Here is a 13,935-nt window from a genome sequence, read left to right as displayed (position 1 = left end):
TCAAAGTTCTTTGATGGATGGTAACGACGCGCGCAACTGGCTCTAGGCGGCGAGGGCGTCGGCGAGCAGCTGGACGCGCGCGAGGGCGGGAAGGTCGATGGGGTAGAGGACGGTGATGGTGGCGAGGCCGCGTGCGGGGCGGGGCTCGTCGGCGGCCGGGCGGGGCACGACGTACGCGGTGCGGTGGATGGTGTAGGTCTGGATGCGGTCGAGGCGGAAGGAGCGGGCTTCGCCGCTGGTGCGGTCCATGGCGCGGAGGACGATGTCGCCGACGGCGGTGACGGTGATGTCGAAGATTTCGATGGTGCGGATGGTCTCGGTGCCGTCGGCCTTGGTGTAGGTGATGGTGATGGGGTGCTGGTTGTCGAGGGCCTTGATGAGGCGGGTGAGGGTCTGGGTGCTGGTCTCGTGTGCGGTGTGCCTCATCGGGTCCCCCTCGGCCTTGCCTGACTGGCTATGCCTAATAGGCTAGGCCTAGCCCGTGAGGCATGTCAAGTGGACTAGGCCTAGCGCGTGAGGCATCATGAGGGCATGCTCACCCGAGATGACGTCACCAAGATCCGACAGGCCTACGACGAGACCGTCGCTGAGGCAGAGCGCACCCGCGCCCGAGGCCTCGCCGAAGCCGCCGAGCACATGCAGCAGAAGGACATCATCGAAGCCACCGGCTACAGCCGAGAGACCGTCAGACGCCTGGTAGCTGACGGCCGCTCACTCCTCTCGGATGGCTGACCACGTCAAACCGCGAGGCCGGGCGTGCAGCCACCGGACGTATCACCTCGGCTGCGAGGACTACGATCGGCTAGTCCGTCGCGCCGCTGGCCGATGCCAGATCTGCCGCGCGGCCCCTGAGCAGACGAAGCACGGGTTCCTCGTTGTTGATCACGACGCCACTGTCGGCCAATGGGCTGTGCGTGGTCTGCTGTGCTCAACCTGCAACACGGCGTTGCCGGATGGCGTCACGCCCAAGTGGGCGACAGGCTACCTAGCCAGGCCGTGGTGGCGTGAGGAGCTGCATCGGCTTGGCGCCGACGCTGAGCCGAAGCCCGAGCCGCCGGATGGGTCGATCGTCGTGGCCTGCCGTGGACTCCGCTGGCGCCGAGATGGCGAGGTGTGGAGGCACGTAGCCAAGTACCGTGGCTCGCCTCGCACGTGGATGTGGCTGCAACGGCACTACGGCCCGCACAACCTTCGTCTCTGTGACCGCCCCACCTCGTGACGGCGGCCCCGCCCGGATGACCGGAGCGGGGCCGCCGTGTCCTTCCCTAAGGGCGCACAGGGAAGCTCGTGCAGCCCGGGTCGTCCAGGCAGTCGCTGAGCTCGTCCTGTCCCTCTTCGTTCACCTGCTCCAGCGCGTCCATGTACAAGTCCTCCCGGACCACGTCCGGCACGCCCGCACATCCGGCAGGCTCAAGGTCCTCGTCGGTCTCCGGGTCGAAGTCGTCCGGGCGCGCTTCGAGCACGTCCATCCACCCCTGGATACAGGCTCTGCGCTGCTCGGCTGCGTCAACGGTGGTCGTCTTACTCGGCTTCTTGGGCTTGGTGTCGGAGCTGTCGTCGGAGCCGCAGCCGGCCAAGGTGGCGACGGCGAGCGTGAGTACGGCGATGCTGGTGCGGCGCATGGGTCCCCCCCCGTGGATGGTGATGGGGCGGGATCGTAGCGGCGCGGCTGCGGCGGTGGGGAGGGAATGACGAAGCCCCGTCGCGACGGAGTGGCGCGGCGGGGCCGGTGCCGGGCGCGGAGCCCGGTTTGCCGATCAGGGGTCGTAGAAGTCGTTGGGGTCGGTCGGGTCGGCGATGCACGTGGCGTAGTGCAGGGAGTCGTTGTTGCTTGGCTCCCAGTCGTCGTCGGGGTCCCAGCCTGGTGGTGGGGCGCAGTAGAAGGAGTCGCCCTCGGGGCTCTGCGGAGGTTCGGGGTTCGGTTCGCTCATGGAGCCAGCCTCTCGGAGGCGGTCGTGGTGGAGGAGTGCTTTCCGCGTTCTGTCACGTTTTTGTCAGCTCTGCTCGGTGCGTGGCTGGGGCGTGCCGGGTACGGGCTTGGGGTCGGTGGGGTACCAACCGCCCCTGCTGCCCTGGTAGTCGGTGGCGTACTCGGGGTCGCTCTCGCCGTCGGGCGCCCGGGTGGGCATGTCGTCGCGCAGTGGCACGATGGGGTTCCTGTCTCGTGTGATCGGGATGGATACCGGGGCGGCCGGGATGCCTGGCAGCGAGCGGCCGCCCCGGGGTCAGCAGATGAGCGTGTAGCGAATCCAGCCGCCCATCGGGTGCGGGGACTCGATGACGGCTGCACCGCCCTCGACCGTGACGGCGCAGCCCGCGGCGAGCGCGTCGACCATGTCGTGGCGGAGGAACTTGCCCGTCATCTGGCGCGGGTGCTCCCAGGTGCGCCCGTCGTCGCTGCTCGTCTCCTTGCGGTAGCGGGCGGAGCTGTCCACGTCGGCCACGGGCGGACGGTCGTACAAGTCGAGCTTCTCGGCGGGGGTCACGGCTGTCTCCCTGGGCGGTAGATGGCGGGTAGATGTCGGTAGATGCGGTGGTAGACGTGCAGGTCAGGCAGCGGTAGACGGCGCGGTAGACGTCTCCTGCGCGTCGGTCGGGGAAGGGGTCAGATCCACCCGCCGGACCCCGCGAGTCGGCCCCCCACCGGCGGCCTTGACCTTGGGGTGCACGGGGATGCCGTGCGCCTCCAGACAGGAGCGCAGATCGGCGATCGTCCAGCGGGCCGTCAGGGCAGCCGTCGGGGGGCGCTTCTGGAGGTGGTCCAGGACGGTGCGCAGGTGCACCGCGGAGCCGGTCCCCATGAGCTCCAGGAGGAAGGCCCGGAGAGTCTCCCCGTCGCCGTCGGCAGGGACTTCCTCGGACGCCTCTTCCGAAGCCTCTTCGGACGCCTCTTCGGGAGCTTCTTCGGGCGAGTCTGCGGCGGCTTTTCGGGCGGCTCTCCAGGCGGCGCACAGCCACCAGCCGGTGAGGAGCCACAGCAGCCACGGCAGGGCGCGCACGATAGGGGCAGCGAGGTACGCCCCCAGAGCCAGCAGAAGGACGCGGAGGATGATGCCGAGGATGGCTTTCCAGCCGGTCAGGTCAGTGCGGCGGCCGCGCGCGCACCAGGCCGCGGCCCTGGCGAGGAGTCGTCTGGTCAGGAGGTTGGAGCCGGTGGCGAGCCGGTCGGCTGCGCGGGAGAGGCGGGTCACAGGACGCCCACTCCCTGCACCGCGTCGACCAGGACCTCGCCGCCCGTGTTGAGGGTGCCGGGCAGCCAGGCCAGGGCACCGGCCACGCCTGCGGTGAGGAGCAGGACGGAGCCGACGAAGGCCCCGCCGAGGATGCGGCGCTTGTCGGCCTTTCCGGCGGCCTTGTAGGCGAGGCAGACGAGGAAGACGACGCATACGGCGACCACGGCGCCGGTGGCGCCGAGGCCGACGAGCTGGCCGTTGGTGATTCCGGAGGCGGAGCTGGTGCCGGTAGTGACGGCCCCCGTACGTTCGCCTGCGCCGTTGGCGACGGTGCCGGACCGGGAGTGGGCCCAGCCGAGGAGACCGCCGGGGCAGGCGGCGGCGCAGGCCGCCCCAGTGAAGCCCTTACCGAAGGGCGCGAGCATCTTCATCTCGCGGTTGCCGGTCCACCACGGGTACAGGTTGGCGAGCAGGACGAGGAGGGCGGCGAGGAGACCGCCGAGGGTGAGGGTGGTGGTGCCGGTCATCGGGAGACTCCGGTGAGCATGAGGAAGGGGTCCCACCAGTCCATGACGCCGAGCGCGCCGACCATGGAGGTGACGAGCAGGGCGCGGGGCAGGAGGCGGCCGGTGCGGTCGAGGAGGAGCGCCATCCCGATCCCGGCGCCTGCCAGGACGTAGGCGGCGCCGATGGACTCGGTGGTGCGGGCGTCGTGCAGGGCGGCGCCCCACCCGGTGGCGAGGCTGTAGCCGTCGAATGCGGGCAGCAGGGCGATTCCGGCGGCGACGAGGGACTGCCAGGGGCGCAGCCAGTCGGTCAGCCACTGCCAGCGGGACGGGGTGGGTTCGACGGGGACGGGCGGCTCGTAGGTGATGCGCACCTCGATCGTGCCTGGGTGCGACGGCGGCGGTGGTGGGGGCGGCGGGGGTGGGGCTGGTGCCGCGGGCGGGGGTGGCGGGGGCCACCACGGGGGCAGCTCACCGGGCTCGGGCGGCCGGTCGGGCAGCGGCGCACCGCTGGGGATGACCCGGGTCGGGATGATCGGGGGCTTTTGGTCGGTCATGACAGGAATGCCTCGGCGAGGTAGCTGGTGGCGGCGAGGAGGATGCAGAGCCCGGCGACGGCCACGGCGAGGGCGCGGGCGGTGGTGGTGAGCCGGTGCGGGTGGCGGTCGCCCCAGGTGGCTGCGGCGAGTGCGGCGGCGGCGCCGACGGCGGCGATGCAGACGAGGGCGAGGATCAGGCCCCCGGCGGAGATCAGGATGCGGATCACGGGTAGAACCCCGTTCCGTCTCCGGCTCGGGCGCGCGCGTCCTTGAGTCGTCGGCCGGCGGTGGCCGGGCTCACGCCGAGGATTTCGGCGGCGCTGGACTTGGTGAGCCGCTCCCCGGTCCTGAGCCGGGCGGCGAGTTCGGCGATCTGCTGCTCGCGGTCGTCGGCTCCTGGATCACTGTCGGGCTCACGGGGCGGCTCAGGAGCGGGCTCACCGTGGGCGTGGGTGAGCGGCTCAGTCGGGCTCAGGGCGGGCTCACGTGAGACGTGCAGGTCAAGGGTGGGGTGGAGGGGTTCGCGGCCCAAGAGGGGTGGGGTGGCGGGGGCGTGGCCGAGTTCGGGTGCGGCGACGATGAGGGCGGTGCCGACGACGTCGTCGAAGTCGCCCGGCTCAGGCTCAGGCTCACGGCTCACGGGCTGTTCTGCGGTCAGCTCGGGGAGAGCCGGGGGCGTGTCGAGCATGGCGGCGAGTGCCGCGTTGGCGCCCTCGGTGAGCCGGTCACGCTGGATCTGGACGAGTCCTGAGCCGAGCTGGGCGTCGCCGTCGCCGACGTGGTTCATGAGCCGCCACACGCGCAGGGTGGACCGCTTGCGGACCCGCTTGCGTGGGTGTCGCGCGGCTCGGGCGCGGTGGTAGGCGAGGCGCCGCATGGTGGCTGCGTTCTTGCGCTGGGCTTCGATGTCGATGCCGGTGCGGTGCACGACGATCCGGCGGGCGAGGAAGCTGATGCCCTCGGCGCTGGCGGTCATCGCGAGCGGGGTGAGGGCGTAGACGACGGCCTCGGTGACGCTGGGGGCGATGGCCAGGCCCATCGTGGAGGCGGCGAGGGGGAGGAGCCAGAGTGCGGCGCGCACGGTGTGGGGGGCGGGCTGGCCGAGCATGGTCACGACGATCATGACGAGGGCGGCGACGAGGGTGGCGCCTTCCCCTGCCGCGACGACGCCGAGGGCGGTTTCCTTGCGGTGGAGGATGGCGGAGGCGTTGGCGTAGGTGCCGATGGCGCCCCCGATGCCTACCGCGATCATGGGGATCGTGGTGAGGATGAGGACGGTCCGCTGTCCTCCGGTGAGGGTCTTCACGGTGTGGCTCCAGGAAGGGGAGGCCGGGCCCGCCCGGGGGTGGTGACGGGCCCGGCCGGTCGGGGTCAGTCGCGGTGCGCTTGGACGGCGGCGCGGCTGGAAGCGATGCGGGCGGCGATCTGCGCGCGGCCGTGTGGGAGGCCGGCGACCTGCTCGGGCTGGACGGTGCAGAGCTCGGCGATTGCGGTGAGCGCTTCGAGGTGCAGGGCGGCCGCGTCCGTGTCCTCTTCGGGGGCCGCGTCCGGCTCGCCGTAGATGGCGTGGCGGAGGGCGCGGTCGGCGTCGAGGGTCATGTCGCGGTGCATGGCGTCAGCGGCGGCGAGGAGCGCTTCGGAGAGGGCGGCGTAGTCGGTCACTGGGCGCCGCCCCCGGTCTGGGCACCGGCCTGCTCGTTGCCGTGGGTGCGGGCGAGGGCGAGCTGGTCGCGGGCGGCGGCTTGAACATCCGGGTCGTGGGCGTGGGCGTAGTCGGCGGCGCCCTCGGCGTGGAGTGCGGCGACGCGCTCGGCTGCGGTGGGCTCGCTCATCCGAGCCTCCGTGCGGTGCCGCGCAGGACCGCGGCCTGGACGCGGCCGGTGTTGCCGTCCACGCCGGGCGGGATCGCGGCCCACGCTCGGCGCGCGGCCTCGTCGGCGACGGTGGTGGGGAGCTGGTGGAGGCGGGTGGCGACGGCGACGGTGATCGCGCGGCGGAGGGCGCCCTCGGTGACGAGGCTGGTGCGTCCCATGCGTTCCAGCTCGGCGGCCGCGGTGGTGAGGACCTGCGCGGCGTAGGAGGGCGCGGGGAGCGCGGGGGTGGGCTGTTCAGGGGGCTGATCGGTACGCTCGGGCATGCCTGCCTCTTCGTGGAGTTGAAGGTGGGCGGCCCCGGCCCTTATGGCGTTCCAGCGCCGGGCCGGGGCCTTCTTGCGTCAGCAGCGCGGGCTGCTTCACACGACCGTATGGGGTCCCATACGCTCAAGGCAAGCGGCCCGCCCGAAGAGATGAGGCCGGGTGTGACCGAGGAGGCTCAACGCGTGATCGAAGCCATGGACGAGGTGGAGGCGATCGCCGACCCGGAGTCCCGCGCCAGAGCGATCAGCGAAGTTCTGGCGGATCAGGAGGCGAGGGCGAAACGGTGGCGGGAGCAGCGGCGCCAGGTCGTGCTGGACATGCGAGCCCAGGAGCCTCCGGTTTCGTACCGGAAGATCGCGGCGCGGCTCGGCGTGTCCCTGCGGACGGTGCAGGACATCGAGGCTGGCTATTCAGGGTCTGGGAAGAATCGGCCGCGTAAGGGGGCGCAGGATGGATGATCTCGTGCGGTGGCTCGGCGAGCAGCTCGACGTCGACACGGAGGCGGCGCGAGCTGCCATGGTGACGCTCGGAGACGTCGAGTGGTACGTCACTCAGGACTCGGACGTGGGGCAGTACAGCGTCCGGAGCGAACCGACCTGCCGGGCGGTCGCCCGGGTGTCGCGTATCGACGGCGACAGTGGCGAGCGGGCGGCCGTACTCGACGGTCGCGCGGCGGCGGAACACATCGCGACCTGGGGCCCGGCGCGGGTGCTGCGCGAGATCGACGCCAAGAGGCGGATCCTCGCCGAACACGCACTCAACGGCTGGGCGTGCACCACGTGCGACAACGGGGAAGTCGAACAGGTCTTCCCCTGCCCGACCCTGCGTCTGCTCGCGCTGCCCTACGCGGACCGGCCGGGCTATCGCGAGGAGTGGCGGCCGTAGCTCAACGGCGCGCGGCTACGTGCCCGCGCCGTCGCGCTTGACCTTGGCGAGGCAGACGTTGCACAGCGGGCTCGACGGGCGCCCGTTCGCCGGGCCGTACTTCTGTGCCTGCCGCTCGCACTGCGCCGTCGCGCAGGGTCCGGCCCCGGTGATCGGGGGCTCGTAGGTGACCTCAGGGGCGGGCGTGCTCATAGCGGCGTTCCTGTCTGTTCGCGATTCAACAGAATCGTACGCCTGTGCCCCACCTCCGGCCCCCGTCGCTCGGTGCACCTAGAATCGAACCTGTGTCCGATCTACCCCCTGACCTGCCCCGCCTCCGCACCCTGCGGACCTGGCACGCCATGTGGGTACACCGCCTCGACGAAGCGATCGCGACCGCCGAGCGGCAGGAAGCCGAACGGGCCCGCGGCCTCGCGCGCCGGCCGCCGCCCCCGGACTGGCTGATCGAGGGTGCCGCGGGACGGCCGCCGATCTACGTTCACGTCGGCGACTGCCCCACCGCGGGCAAGCACACCCGCGCCGCCGTGATGGAGGAGGCGCGGCGGGCGCTGGCCGAGGGCGTGGAGGCGTGCCCGCACTGCCGGCCGGACACCGAGCTCGGCGTGCTGGACTGAGCCGCCTGCCGCACGCTGGGGGCATGGTCTCCAGTGCACCCGTCGTGATCTATCCGCCCGACGAGGACGGCGGCCGGCGCATCCGCGCGGACGGGACGATCCTCGGCCTCGCCTACTCCGCGCGCGACATCGCCGCGCTGCTCCAGCAGGCCGGGCTCCAGGGCTGGGACGAGATGGACGTGGTGCGCTCGCAGATGATCGAGTGGCGCGGGGGCGGCCCCGAGGTCTGGACGCACTGATCAAGCCGACGTACGGTCGTGGTGCGTCACCGTGAGGGGGGGCACTCACGTCTCGGCCCGCTGGTCCCGTGGGGAACGGCGGGCCGCGTGCTGCCCGGATCGACGCCAGATCCTGCTGATCTCCCCAGCCGCAGGGAGTCTCCGACTGCTGACGGCCCTACGCTGGTCGTGGCGTTGCGCCTGGAGGGCCGACGACTGAGCCCCGGGGTGGTGCCCGGGGCTCGCTGGCCTACTCCGCGTCGTCCACCGCTCGCAGGTGGCGGCGGTTGCGCAGGTACTTGTCGGCCTTCGCCAGAATCTCCGCGTCGGACATCCGGTCGGTTTCCGCATCACGCTTCACCACGATGATCGTCTGCCCTCCGTCAGCCTCGTCGCGGGCGACGACCCGTGACCGGGACGTCGGCTTCTCGCTGGCCAGTCCCAGACGGCGTTCCTCTGCCATGGCGCCTCCCCGTTGCATGGGGGGTACAGGCTGCGCCCGGGGACGTATGGGGTCAATACCTCGGTCATGCCTGTTCGCAGAACTTCGCGGTCACTTCTCCGCGGCGGGCTGTTCGGTGACGGTGGTGATCCGTTCCATCAGCCGGTGCTCCCAAGACGGCTGCGTCTCACGGCGGGCGGTGAGCCGCCGGAGTGCCTCGGGCTTCTCCTCCCACGTGGCCGTACTGCTGCTGGCGCGCTCCCAGGGGGCGTGGGGGTGAGGGCGGGACTCGATGAAGTAGACGGTCCCGGGTGATGCGGGGGTGGTACGGAGGTGAGGGAGGGGGTTGGTCTTCCGCATGCCGATCGCTCGGGCGCGGCGCTGGTTGCGGTCCATGGTCACGGCTCCTTGTGCTGGGTGGTGGGCTCGGTCGCTCGGCTCGATGCCGGGCCAGGCGCCGTGTCGAGGGCGGCGAGGAGACCCATGGCGTCCTTGTGGCGGAGTTCGTGGGCGTAGGCGCGCCCGCGCTCGACGGCAGCCCCGGCCCGCTCGGCGCGCTGCTTCTGCTCGTTGGCATAGCGCACGGCTTCCGCTCGCTGCGCGACTGCGGTCACCTTCTCGGTGATCTTCTTGGCGAACGCGGCCATCGTCACGTGCCCGACGCTCTGCGGGCAGAACGTGAACGCGCCATGCTGGCGTGCTTCCCAGAAGTCGGCGAGGACTTCCGTGGCCGCGTCTGGCTGCGGACAGTCGATGACGGAGCAGGTGATGTACCCGCCGTTGCCGAGGAACAGTCCAGCGGCGCCGCAGGCAGGGCAGCGGCCTTGGACGTGGGGCAGGCCTGCGGCGAGGGGTGCGGTGGATGCGGGTTGTTCGGTCACTTCTTCCTCCGTGCTGCGCGCGCGAGGGCGCGCCGAGTTGCGCGGTTCGGGCGGGGTGTGGGGGCGTCGTCGTCGACGAGCTACTCGACGCGGGCCAGTTGCTGCTCCCAGGTGGCCCCGGTGTGTGGGGTGTGCTCGCCCCGGGGCGCGGACGACGGGCCGGTCATGCGGTCTGGTCCGTTCTGGTGCAGTGCGCCGTGTCGTGGGTGGTGCCGCGGGTCTGCCACGAGGTCAGGCAGCAGGCGCTGTTGATCTCGGTCCAGCCTTGGTGGATTTCTGCGACGAGGCCGGGTCCGAGGGTGCAGTCGGCGCCGTGGTCGCCGCCGTCGGACATCTGCCAGAGCAGGCAGCACGGCGCCGGCCGGGCCGCCAGCTCGGCGCGTTGGGCGTCGACGCGGGCGTGGCGGGCGAGGGCGGTTTCGCGGTAGCCGCACCAGAGGCAGACTCCGGCTGCGTAGAGGGGGATGGCGGCGGCGGGCCAGTAGGGGGTGAGGTAGATGGTCGCGGTGGTGGCGAGGAGGGCGCAGGCGCCGGTGTAGTAGGCGAGGGCGGCGCGGCTGGGGGTCATGGCTGGCTCCCGTTGATCGCGCGGGCGATGGCGAGTGCGTGGACACCGGCGCCGCCGCGGTGGCCGAACTCGGCGCGGGTGTAGGCCTCCTGGCGCGCTGCTTCCTCCAGCCAGTCGGCGAGGGCGAGGCCGACGGTGGGGTCCATCGCGGCGATGAAGGGCAGATCTGCGTGCTCGGCGGGGTGCTCGGTACTGCTCCGATCGGCGACGATCATGCCGTCGGCGCAGCGGATGACTCGCTCCTCCGTGATCGTCCATGGGCCAGGGGAGGCGCGGTGAGCGGCTTCGGCGTTGCTGCGGAGTGTCGCGGCGGCGGTGCGGAGTTCGTCGGTGGGCGTCACGAGGTCTCCCGGGGTGTGATGTTGGCTGTGTGGCCGTGTGCGGGCCGTGTGAGGCGTCGGGCGAGGATTCGGGCATGGAGGGGTCCGCGGGCCCAGGAGGGGCCCGTGTGGCGCCGCGTGACGGCATGCCAGGCGCACGCGACGACGGCGGCGAGGGCGTAGAGAGCGATGGTGAGTACGACGGCGGCCGCGATCAGCCACCAGATGAATGCGGCGAAAAGGACATCGAGGGCTTCGATCACAGGTAGCTCCTGTGGGCCCAAGTCGTGACGACGCCCTTCTCGTAGATGCCGCGCCCTTGCCCTGCCGTGTCGCCGCTGAAGTGGTGGCGGCGGAGGTAGCCCGGTATGAGCACGCAGCGGCAGGCGTTGGTGGGGGCGGTGGTGGGGATGAAGTGCCCGCGCACGCACCGGCGGGCGGTCATGGCCGGGCGCCGTTCTGCTGCGCGGCGGGCCACTCGCCGTTCTCCTTCTGAGCGATCCGGGCCTGTCGCAGGCTGATAAGCCACTCAGTCCGGATATGCCAGCGGCGTTCCTGCGAGCGGGCCCGGCGAAGCTGGGTATCGATCGCCTCCACGCTGGAGTGCTCGGTGAACTCGGGGCGCAGTCGGTCGATGCGCGCCGGGTCCGCCTCGACGGTGCCGACGGCAGGCTGGGTCTGCTGCGCCTCGTCGGCCATGCGGCGCAGCTCCGCGACCTGCTCGTAGATCGAATCCCACGAGGCGTCGGTCCCGAGCCCGAGCCTCACGGACAGGGCGAAGCGGTGGCCCTCAACGACGGCACGCCCCGTCTCGATCAGCCCTTGGTGCCCCTCGCGCATGCACCGCGCCCCGACCTTGGCCAGGCCCTGATCGCGTTCGGCGTCCTCTTCGAGTACCTGGACCCGCGCCCGCAGGCGACCCTCCTCGGTGAGCGCAGGGGGCGGCGTATCGGCGGCCCGGTCGGCGGGTGCGGGGAGGACGGCCAGCACCGCGTCGGCCTGCGCGGTCGGGATCAGCGAGCGGCACTCGTCGAGCGCGCGGGTGATGCGGTCGCGGAGGTCCCAGTCGGCGGGCGCCGCCGGGTTCACGGGCGTCGGGTCGTTCGGGCGGGGCGTGCCGTCGGCGAGGCGGCCGAGCATCCGGGCCGAGGCGTCGGACGTGTTGCCGGTGTACTCGCCGACGAGGCGGGCCGCCTCACGGAGAGCGGCTGGCCAGGTGGGGCGGTCGGCCTGCTCGGCGTCGGCCACCGCTATCACGGCCGTGGTGACGGCAGGCAGGTCGGTGCAACCGCCGCCGTCGACGATGGCCCTGCCGTACCGGGTGCGGCGCGCCGCGTCGGACACCGCGGGCTCGGGCGGCGCGGCGGCCCGGGACGCGTCGTAGGCGGCGAGCAGCGCCTCCGGCGACTCGTACCCGAGCGGGCCGATGCAGAGGTTGAAGTCGATCGCGTGCAGCAGATCGTCACGGACACTGTCAGACGTTGCGTGAGCAGACATGGGCTTCTCCAGGGCTGGTGTGGTGTGCTGGGTGGTGACGGCCGCCCGCGCTCCCTGCGGGCGGCCGTCCTGCGGGTCAGAGGTTGCGAAGCACGACCTTGCTCAGCTCCATGACGAAGCGGTCTCGCTCGGCGGCGGTCGCGTCGGGGTGGAAGGCGAAGTGCAGCCGCACGAACGGCTGGTCCGTGTCCTCGACGGCGGGGCCCTTCGCGCCGAGCTGAATGGTGTGCCCGGCGGGTTCCAGGCCGTCGGCGCCGAGGTTGACGGCCCACTCGGACACGTCCGCCGCGCCCTCGATCGGCGCGAGGATCTTCCGCCGTGCCTCGTCGAACGCGGTGTAGTCCTCGTCGTCGCCGGTCTCGTCCGGGGTGACGAGGAGGTCCTTCCAGGTGCGGGCGCTGCCGTCCTCGGTCGTCTCGACGGAGGGCACCCAGGCGTCCTCCATCTGCTCGCCAACGCCCATGAAGTCGGGGTCGTCGGTGAGCGTGGCGTGCTGGCGGGCGGCTTCGGCGCGGAGGTCGGCGTCGGTATACGGGCGGTCGGACACGGTGGTGCTCCTTCGTGGTGTCGGGTCGGTGGCCGCGGTCACGCACAGACCGGGCAGCGGTGGCCGGCGTCGGTCGACTTGGCGAGGCAGGCCAGCACGTTCGGGTTGGCGCCAGTGGTCAGAGCCCGCTCAACAGGCCAGCCCAGCTTGTTCAGCCGGTCGCGGATCACTCCCGCCTCCAAGCCGAGCAGCTCGGCCCATTCAGCGACGGGCGCCGTGCGGCCGTAGAGGGTTGCGAACTGGCTGTTGCGCCTGTTGCGGCTCTGCTCTGTGCGCGTCGCCCAGCGGCAGTTGTCCGGGGAGTACGGGCCGTCGTTGTCGGTCCGTTCGACCGTGAGACCGGCCCGGTACGCGGGCGCCATGTCCGCGTGGAAGTTCACGAACTGCTGCCACCGCTCGCAGACCCGTATGCCGCGGCCGCCGTAGCGGCTCCAGTCACGATGCTCCGGGTTCTCACACCGCTGGCGGATGTTGTGCCAGACCTTGTACAGCTTCCGGCCATGGGCGCCAGTCGCGACCTTGACGCAGTCGGGGCAGCGTGTGCTCCTCCCGCGGGTGAGGTCGGTGCCGCGGACTGCCTTCTCGGCGCCGCAGGCGCAGCGACAGGACCAGAGGGCCGCTCTGTTGGCCGCTCGGTGCGAGAACTCCAGGACCGCCCAGGAGCCGAAGGTGCGCCCAGTGAGGTCGTCCCTGGGGATAGTCATGATCCCTGGCCTCCGTAGCGTGCCGGGTCGCAGATCAAGCACACGTGTTCCGCGCCGCCCTCATGGCAGCGGTCGACGCAGCGGCGGCAGTGGTCGGTCAGGCCGTACCGGGCCCGGCCGTCGTGCCGGGAGTCCGCCGGATCGAACGCCGTGCGGCACGCCGCGCACTCAGCCGCGCTCGTCGAGGCGTGCACCGGGCAGAAGTCGTCCCCGACCTTGGCGTCGTGCTCCCAGCCCTTGGTGACGAGGTGCTTGCGGGCGACGCCGAGGCGCTCCGTGGGGGTCATGTCCTCGCGGACCATGTAGTCGCTCGTGTCCTCGGCGCCGCAGTGGTCGCAGACCACGGTGATCTGGGACGGGTAGTACGGGCTGTCGGGGTCGCGGAGGATCGCGGAGACCAGCTCGGGCGGGAGCGGGGCGGAGACTTGGCCGGCGGCGGGCTGCTCCTCGGCGGCTGTGCGGCTGTCGATGTCGGCGATCCACGCGGCACACACGGCGGCGACCTGGACGAGCTCGGCGCGCAGCTTGGCGGGTTCGGACTCGGCGAGCGCCTCGTAGACCTCTTCCAGGAGGACCCCGTCCCACGCCGTGTGGGTGTGCGGCCCGCTCGCGCTACCCGGGCAGGCCGCGCACCGGCCGCCCGTGCTCGGCGTGGCCCGCTCGGCGTTGACCTGCTTCCAGATGTCGGCGCGGCTGGCGTAGTAGTGGTGTGTGACGACCGGGATGTCCCGCGGTTCGATGTCGGGGTGGTGCTGCTCGCCGAACTTGGTCAGCTGCCGCTGGCGTTCGGCGTCGATCTCCTCGGCGAACTGGCGGACGCCGGGGGTGGTGAAGAGGGCCGGGTACATGTTGCTCCTTTGGGTTGGTTTGTGCGCGGTCTGCCCGATATCCGGATGAGCGGTC

Annotated in this window: 31 protein-coding genes; 6 read left to right on the top strand and 25 right to left on the bottom strand. The window is 71.7% G+C overall.

Going from position 1 to position 13,935, the window contains the following annotated elements:
- Window positions 1-42: 42 nt before the first annotated feature.
- Window positions 43-426, bottom strand: coding sequence for a WYL domain-containing protein (locus tag GPA10_RS05195; protein ID WP_157164441.1), 384 nt, complete (start codon window positions 424-426; stop codon window positions 43-45).
- Between the two features lie 105 nt (window positions 427-531).
- Between GPA10_RS05195 and GPA10_RS05190 the strand changes: the two genes are divergently transcribed.
- The gene (locus tag GPA10_RS05190) at window positions 532-732 is read left to right on the top strand and encodes a hypothetical protein (protein ID WP_157164440.1); all 201 of its coding nucleotides are present in this window, start codon (window positions 532-534) and stop codon (window positions 730-732) included.
- Window positions 725-1,219 (top strand): endonuclease domain-containing protein, encoded by a 495-nt coding sequence (locus GPA10_RS43950; RefSeq protein ID WP_157164439.1) that lies wholly within the window; start codon window positions 725-727, stop codon window positions 1,217-1,219. The genes GPA10_RS05190 and GPA10_RS43950 overlap by 8 nt, the downstream gene beginning before the upstream one ends.
- Window positions 1,220-1,265: 46 nt before the next feature.
- Here the strand turns inward: GPA10_RS43950 and GPA10_RS43315 are convergent, their stop codons facing one another.
- From GPA10_RS43315 to GPA10_RS05130, 12 genes are all read right to left on the bottom strand, one after another.
- Window positions 1,266-1,622 (bottom strand): hypothetical protein, encoded by a 357-nt coding sequence (locus GPA10_RS43315; RefSeq protein ID WP_157164438.1) that lies wholly within the window; start codon window positions 1,620-1,622, stop codon window positions 1,266-1,268.
- Window positions 1,623-1,757: 135 nt separating this feature from the next.
- Window positions 1,758-1,931 carry a hypothetical protein gene (locus tag GPA10_RS05175; RefSeq protein ID WP_157164437.1) on the bottom strand — a complete coding sequence of 58 codons (174 nt, stop codon included), beginning with the start codon at window positions 1,929-1,931 and terminating at the stop codon, window positions 1,758-1,760.
- 63 nt (window positions 1,932-1,994) lie between these two features.
- On the bottom strand, window positions 1,995-2,147 hold the full coding sequence (locus GPA10_RS05170; RefSeq protein ID WP_157164436.1) for a hypothetical protein: 153 nt from the start codon (window positions 2,145-2,147) through the stop codon (window positions 1,995-1,997).
- Between the two features lie 78 nt (window positions 2,148-2,225).
- Window positions 2,226-2,486, bottom strand: coding sequence for a hypothetical protein (locus tag GPA10_RS05165; RefSeq protein WP_157164435.1), 261 nt, complete (start codon window positions 2,484-2,486; stop codon window positions 2,226-2,228).
- 63 nt (window positions 2,487-2,549) lie between these two features.
- The gene (locus tag GPA10_RS05160; protein ID WP_157164434.1) at window positions 2,550-3,191 is read right to left on the bottom strand and encodes a hypothetical protein; all 642 of its coding nucleotides are present in this window, start codon (window positions 3,189-3,191) and stop codon (window positions 2,550-2,552) included.
- On the bottom strand, window positions 3,188-3,700 hold the full coding sequence (locus tag GPA10_RS43310) for a hypothetical protein (RefSeq protein WP_157164433.1): 513 nt from the start codon (window positions 3,698-3,700) through the stop codon (window positions 3,188-3,190). The genes GPA10_RS05160 and GPA10_RS43310 overlap by 4 nt, the downstream gene beginning before the upstream one ends.
- Window positions 3,697-4,236 (bottom strand): hypothetical protein, encoded by a 540-nt coding sequence (locus tag GPA10_RS05150; protein WP_157164432.1) that lies wholly within the window; start codon window positions 4,234-4,236, stop codon window positions 3,697-3,699. The genes GPA10_RS43310 and GPA10_RS05150 overlap by 4 nt, the downstream gene beginning before the upstream one ends.
- Complete coding sequence (locus tag GPA10_RS05145) at window positions 4,233-4,445, bottom strand: hypothetical protein (protein ID WP_157164431.1); 213 nt, start codon at window positions 4,443-4,445, stop codon at window positions 4,233-4,235. Before GPA10_RS05145 ends, GPA10_RS05150 begins: the two co-directional genes overlap by 4 nt.
- A complete protein-coding gene (locus tag GPA10_RS05140; RefSeq protein WP_157164430.1) occupies window positions 4,442-5,524 on the bottom strand; it encodes a hypothetical protein in 1,083 nt (360 codons plus the stop codon). Before GPA10_RS05140 ends, GPA10_RS05145 begins: the two co-directional genes overlap by 4 nt.
- Before the next feature lie 65 nt (window positions 5,525-5,589).
- On the bottom strand, window positions 5,590-5,880 hold the full coding sequence (locus GPA10_RS05135) for a hypothetical protein (RefSeq protein ID WP_157164429.1): 291 nt from the start codon (window positions 5,878-5,880) through the stop codon (window positions 5,590-5,592).
- Window positions 5,877-6,050, bottom strand: coding sequence for a hypothetical protein (locus GPA10_RS41610; RefSeq protein ID WP_198351508.1), 174 nt, complete (start codon window positions 6,048-6,050; stop codon window positions 5,877-5,879). Before GPA10_RS41610 ends, GPA10_RS05135 begins: the two co-directional genes overlap by 4 nt.
- Window positions 6,047-6,355, bottom strand: a complete 309-nt coding sequence (locus GPA10_RS05130) for a hypothetical protein (protein ID WP_157164428.1) — start codon at window positions 6,353-6,355, stop codon at window positions 6,047-6,049. The genes GPA10_RS41610 and GPA10_RS05130 overlap by 4 nt, the downstream gene beginning before the upstream one ends.
- A 183-nt stretch (window positions 6,356-6,538) precedes the next feature.
- Here GPA10_RS05130 and GPA10_RS05125 point away from each other — a divergent pair, with 183 nt between their 5' ends.
- Window positions 6,539-6,814 (top strand): helix-turn-helix domain-containing protein, encoded by a 276-nt coding sequence (locus GPA10_RS05125; RefSeq protein WP_343040344.1) that lies wholly within the window; start codon window positions 6,539-6,541, stop codon window positions 6,812-6,814.
- On the top strand, window positions 6,807-7,241 hold the full coding sequence (locus tag GPA10_RS05120) for a DUF6221 family protein (protein ID WP_157164427.1): 435 nt from the start codon (window positions 6,807-6,809) through the stop codon (window positions 7,239-7,241). The genes GPA10_RS05125 and GPA10_RS05120 overlap by 8 nt, the downstream gene beginning before the upstream one ends.
- 15 nt (window positions 7,242-7,256) lie before the next feature.
- Here the strand turns inward: GPA10_RS05120 and GPA10_RS05115 are convergent, their stop codons facing one another.
- On the bottom strand, window positions 7,257-7,433 hold the full coding sequence (locus tag GPA10_RS05115) for a hypothetical protein (RefSeq protein WP_157164426.1): 177 nt from the start codon (window positions 7,431-7,433) through the stop codon (window positions 7,257-7,259).
- A gap of 92 nt (window positions 7,434-7,525) precedes the next feature.
- On the opposite strand from GPA10_RS05115, the gene GPA10_RS05110 reads away from it, so the two are divergent.
- Both GPA10_RS05110 and GPA10_RS05105 read left to right on the top strand, forming a co-directional pair.
- Window positions 7,526-7,855 (top strand): DUF6233 domain-containing protein, encoded by a 330-nt coding sequence (locus tag GPA10_RS05110; RefSeq protein WP_343040343.1) that lies wholly within the window; start codon window positions 7,526-7,528, stop codon window positions 7,853-7,855.
- 23 nt (window positions 7,856-7,878) lie between these two features.
- The gene (locus GPA10_RS05105; protein WP_157164425.1) at window positions 7,879-8,094 is read left to right on the top strand and encodes a hypothetical protein; all 216 of its coding nucleotides are present in this window, start codon (window positions 7,879-7,881) and stop codon (window positions 8,092-8,094) included.
- A gap of 229 nt (window positions 8,095-8,323) precedes the next feature.
- On the opposite strand, the gene GPA10_RS05100 is transcribed toward GPA10_RS05105, so the two are convergent.
- From GPA10_RS05100 to GPA10_RS05050, 11 genes are all read right to left on the bottom strand, one after another.
- Window positions 8,324-8,536, bottom strand: coding sequence for a hypothetical protein (locus GPA10_RS05100; RefSeq protein WP_157164424.1), 213 nt, complete (start codon window positions 8,534-8,536; stop codon window positions 8,324-8,326).
- Window positions 8,537-8,626: 90 nt separating this feature from the next.
- Window positions 8,627-8,911, bottom strand: a complete 285-nt coding sequence (locus GPA10_RS05095) for a hypothetical protein (RefSeq protein ID WP_157164423.1) — start codon at window positions 8,909-8,911, stop codon at window positions 8,627-8,629.
- Window positions 8,912-8,913: 2 nt separating this feature from the next.
- A complete protein-coding gene (locus tag GPA10_RS05090; RefSeq protein ID WP_157164422.1) occupies window positions 8,914-9,396 on the bottom strand; it encodes a DUF6085 family protein in 483 nt (160 codons plus the stop codon).
- A gap of 163 nt (window positions 9,397-9,559) precedes the next feature.
- Complete coding sequence (locus GPA10_RS05085; RefSeq protein WP_157164421.1) at window positions 9,560-9,964, bottom strand: hypothetical protein; 405 nt, start codon at window positions 9,962-9,964, stop codon at window positions 9,560-9,562.
- Window positions 9,961-10,305, bottom strand: coding sequence for a hypothetical protein (locus GPA10_RS05080; RefSeq protein ID WP_157164420.1), 345 nt, complete (start codon window positions 10,303-10,305; stop codon window positions 9,961-9,963). The genes GPA10_RS05085 and GPA10_RS05080 overlap by 4 nt, the downstream gene beginning before the upstream one ends.
- Window positions 10,302-10,547 (bottom strand): hypothetical protein, encoded by a 246-nt coding sequence (locus GPA10_RS05075; protein WP_157164419.1) that lies wholly within the window; start codon window positions 10,545-10,547, stop codon window positions 10,302-10,304. The genes GPA10_RS05080 and GPA10_RS05075 overlap by 4 nt, the downstream gene beginning before the upstream one ends.
- A complete protein-coding gene (locus tag GPA10_RS05070; protein ID WP_157164418.1) occupies window positions 10,544-10,729 on the bottom strand; it encodes a hypothetical protein in 186 nt (61 codons plus the stop codon). Before GPA10_RS05070 ends, GPA10_RS05075 begins: the two co-directional genes overlap by 4 nt.
- Window positions 10,726-11,781, bottom strand: a complete 1,056-nt coding sequence (locus GPA10_RS05065; protein ID WP_157164417.1) for a hypothetical protein — start codon at window positions 11,779-11,781, stop codon at window positions 10,726-10,728. The genes GPA10_RS05070 and GPA10_RS05065 overlap by 4 nt, the downstream gene beginning before the upstream one ends.
- A gap of 76 nt (window positions 11,782-11,857) precedes the next feature.
- Complete coding sequence (locus GPA10_RS05060) at window positions 11,858-12,328, bottom strand: hypothetical protein (RefSeq protein WP_157164416.1); 471 nt, start codon at window positions 12,326-12,328, stop codon at window positions 11,858-11,860.
- 38 nt (window positions 12,329-12,366) lie between these two features.
- Window positions 12,367-13,032: a hypothetical protein gene (locus GPA10_RS05055; protein ID WP_157164415.1), complete on the bottom strand. Its 666-nt coding sequence runs from the start codon at window positions 13,030-13,032 to the stop codon at window positions 12,367-12,369.
- Complete coding sequence (locus GPA10_RS05050; protein WP_157164414.1) at window positions 13,029-13,880, bottom strand: hypothetical protein; 852 nt, start codon at window positions 13,878-13,880, stop codon at window positions 13,029-13,031. The genes GPA10_RS05055 and GPA10_RS05050 overlap by 4 nt, the downstream gene beginning before the upstream one ends.
- Between the last annotated feature and the right edge of the window lie 55 nt (window positions 13,881-13,935).

It is taken from the genome of Streptomyces typhae, assembly GCF_009755605.1.
Lineage (GTDB): Bacteria > Actinomycetota > Actinomycetes > Streptomycetales > Streptomycetaceae > Streptomyces > Streptomyces typhae.
The sequence above is the reverse complement of the archived record's forward strand: the minus strand, read 5'-3'. Positions and strand labels throughout refer to the sequence as shown.

Coding starts and splice junctions, on each gene's coding strand:
- GPA10_RS05195 (WP_157164441.1), bottom strand. CDS start 426: ATGAGGCACACCGCACACGAGACCAGCACCCAGACCCTCACCCGCCTC.
- GPA10_RS05190 (WP_157164440.1), top strand. CDS start 532: ATGCTCACCCGAGATGACGTCACCAAGATCCGACAGGCCTACGACGAG.
- GPA10_RS43950 (WP_157164439.1), top strand. CDS start 725: ATGGCTGACCACGTCAAACCGCGAGGCCGGGCGTGCAGCCACCGGACG.
- GPA10_RS43315 (WP_157164438.1), bottom strand. CDS start 1,622: ATGCGCCGCACCAGCATCGCCGTACTCACGCTCGCCGTCGCCACCTTG.
- GPA10_RS05175 (WP_157164437.1), bottom strand. CDS start 1,931: ATGAGCGAACCGAACCCCGAACCTCCGCAGAGCCCCGAGGGCGACTCC.
- GPA10_RS43310 (WP_157164433.1), bottom strand. CDS start 3,700: ATGACCGGCACCACCACCCTCACCCTCGGCGGTCTCCTCGCCGCCCTC.
- GPA10_RS05150 (WP_157164432.1), bottom strand. CDS start 4,236: ATGACCGACCAAAAGCCCCCGATCATCCCGACCCGGGTCATCCCCAGC.
- GPA10_RS41610 (WP_198351508.1), bottom strand. CDS start 6,050: ATGAGCGAGCCCACCGCAGCCGAGCGCGTCGCCGCACTCCACGCCGAG.
- GPA10_RS05130 (WP_157164428.1), bottom strand. CDS start 6,355: ATGCCCGAGCGTACCGATCAGCCCCCTGAACAGCCCACCCCCGCGCTC.
- GPA10_RS05120 (WP_157164427.1), top strand. CDS start 6,807: ATGGATGATCTCGTGCGGTGGCTCGGCGAGCAGCTCGACGTCGACACG.
- GPA10_RS05115 (WP_157164426.1), bottom strand. CDS start 7,433: ATGAGCACGCCCGCCCCTGAGGTCACCTACGAGCCCCCGATCACCGGG.
- GPA10_RS05105 (WP_157164425.1), top strand. CDS start 7,879: ATGGTCTCCAGTGCACCCGTCGTGATCTATCCGCCCGACGAGGACGGC.
- GPA10_RS05100 (WP_157164424.1), bottom strand. CDS start 8,536: ATGGCAGAGGAACGCCGTCTGGGACTGGCCAGCGAGAAGCCGACGTCC.
- GPA10_RS05095 (WP_157164423.1), bottom strand. CDS start 8,911: ATGGACCGCAACCAGCGCCGCGCCCGAGCGATCGGCATGCGGAAGACC.
- GPA10_RS05085 (WP_157164421.1), bottom strand. CDS start 9,964: ATGACCCCCAGCCGCGCCGCCCTCGCCTACTACACCGGCGCCTGCGCC.
- GPA10_RS05070 (WP_157164418.1), bottom strand. CDS start 10,729: ATGACCGCCCGCCGGTGCGTGCGCGGGCACTTCATCCCCACCACCGCC.
- GPA10_RS05065 (WP_157164417.1), bottom strand. CDS start 11,781: ATGTCTGCTCACGCAACGTCTGACAGTGTCCGTGACGATCTGCTGCAC.
- GPA10_RS05055 (WP_157164415.1), bottom strand. CDS start 13,032: ATGACTATCCCCAGGGACGACCTCACTGGGCGCACCTTCGGCTCCTGG.
- GPA10_RS05050 (WP_157164414.1), bottom strand. CDS start 13,880: ATGTACCCGGCCCTCTTCACCACCCCCGGCGTCCGCCAGTTCGCCGAG.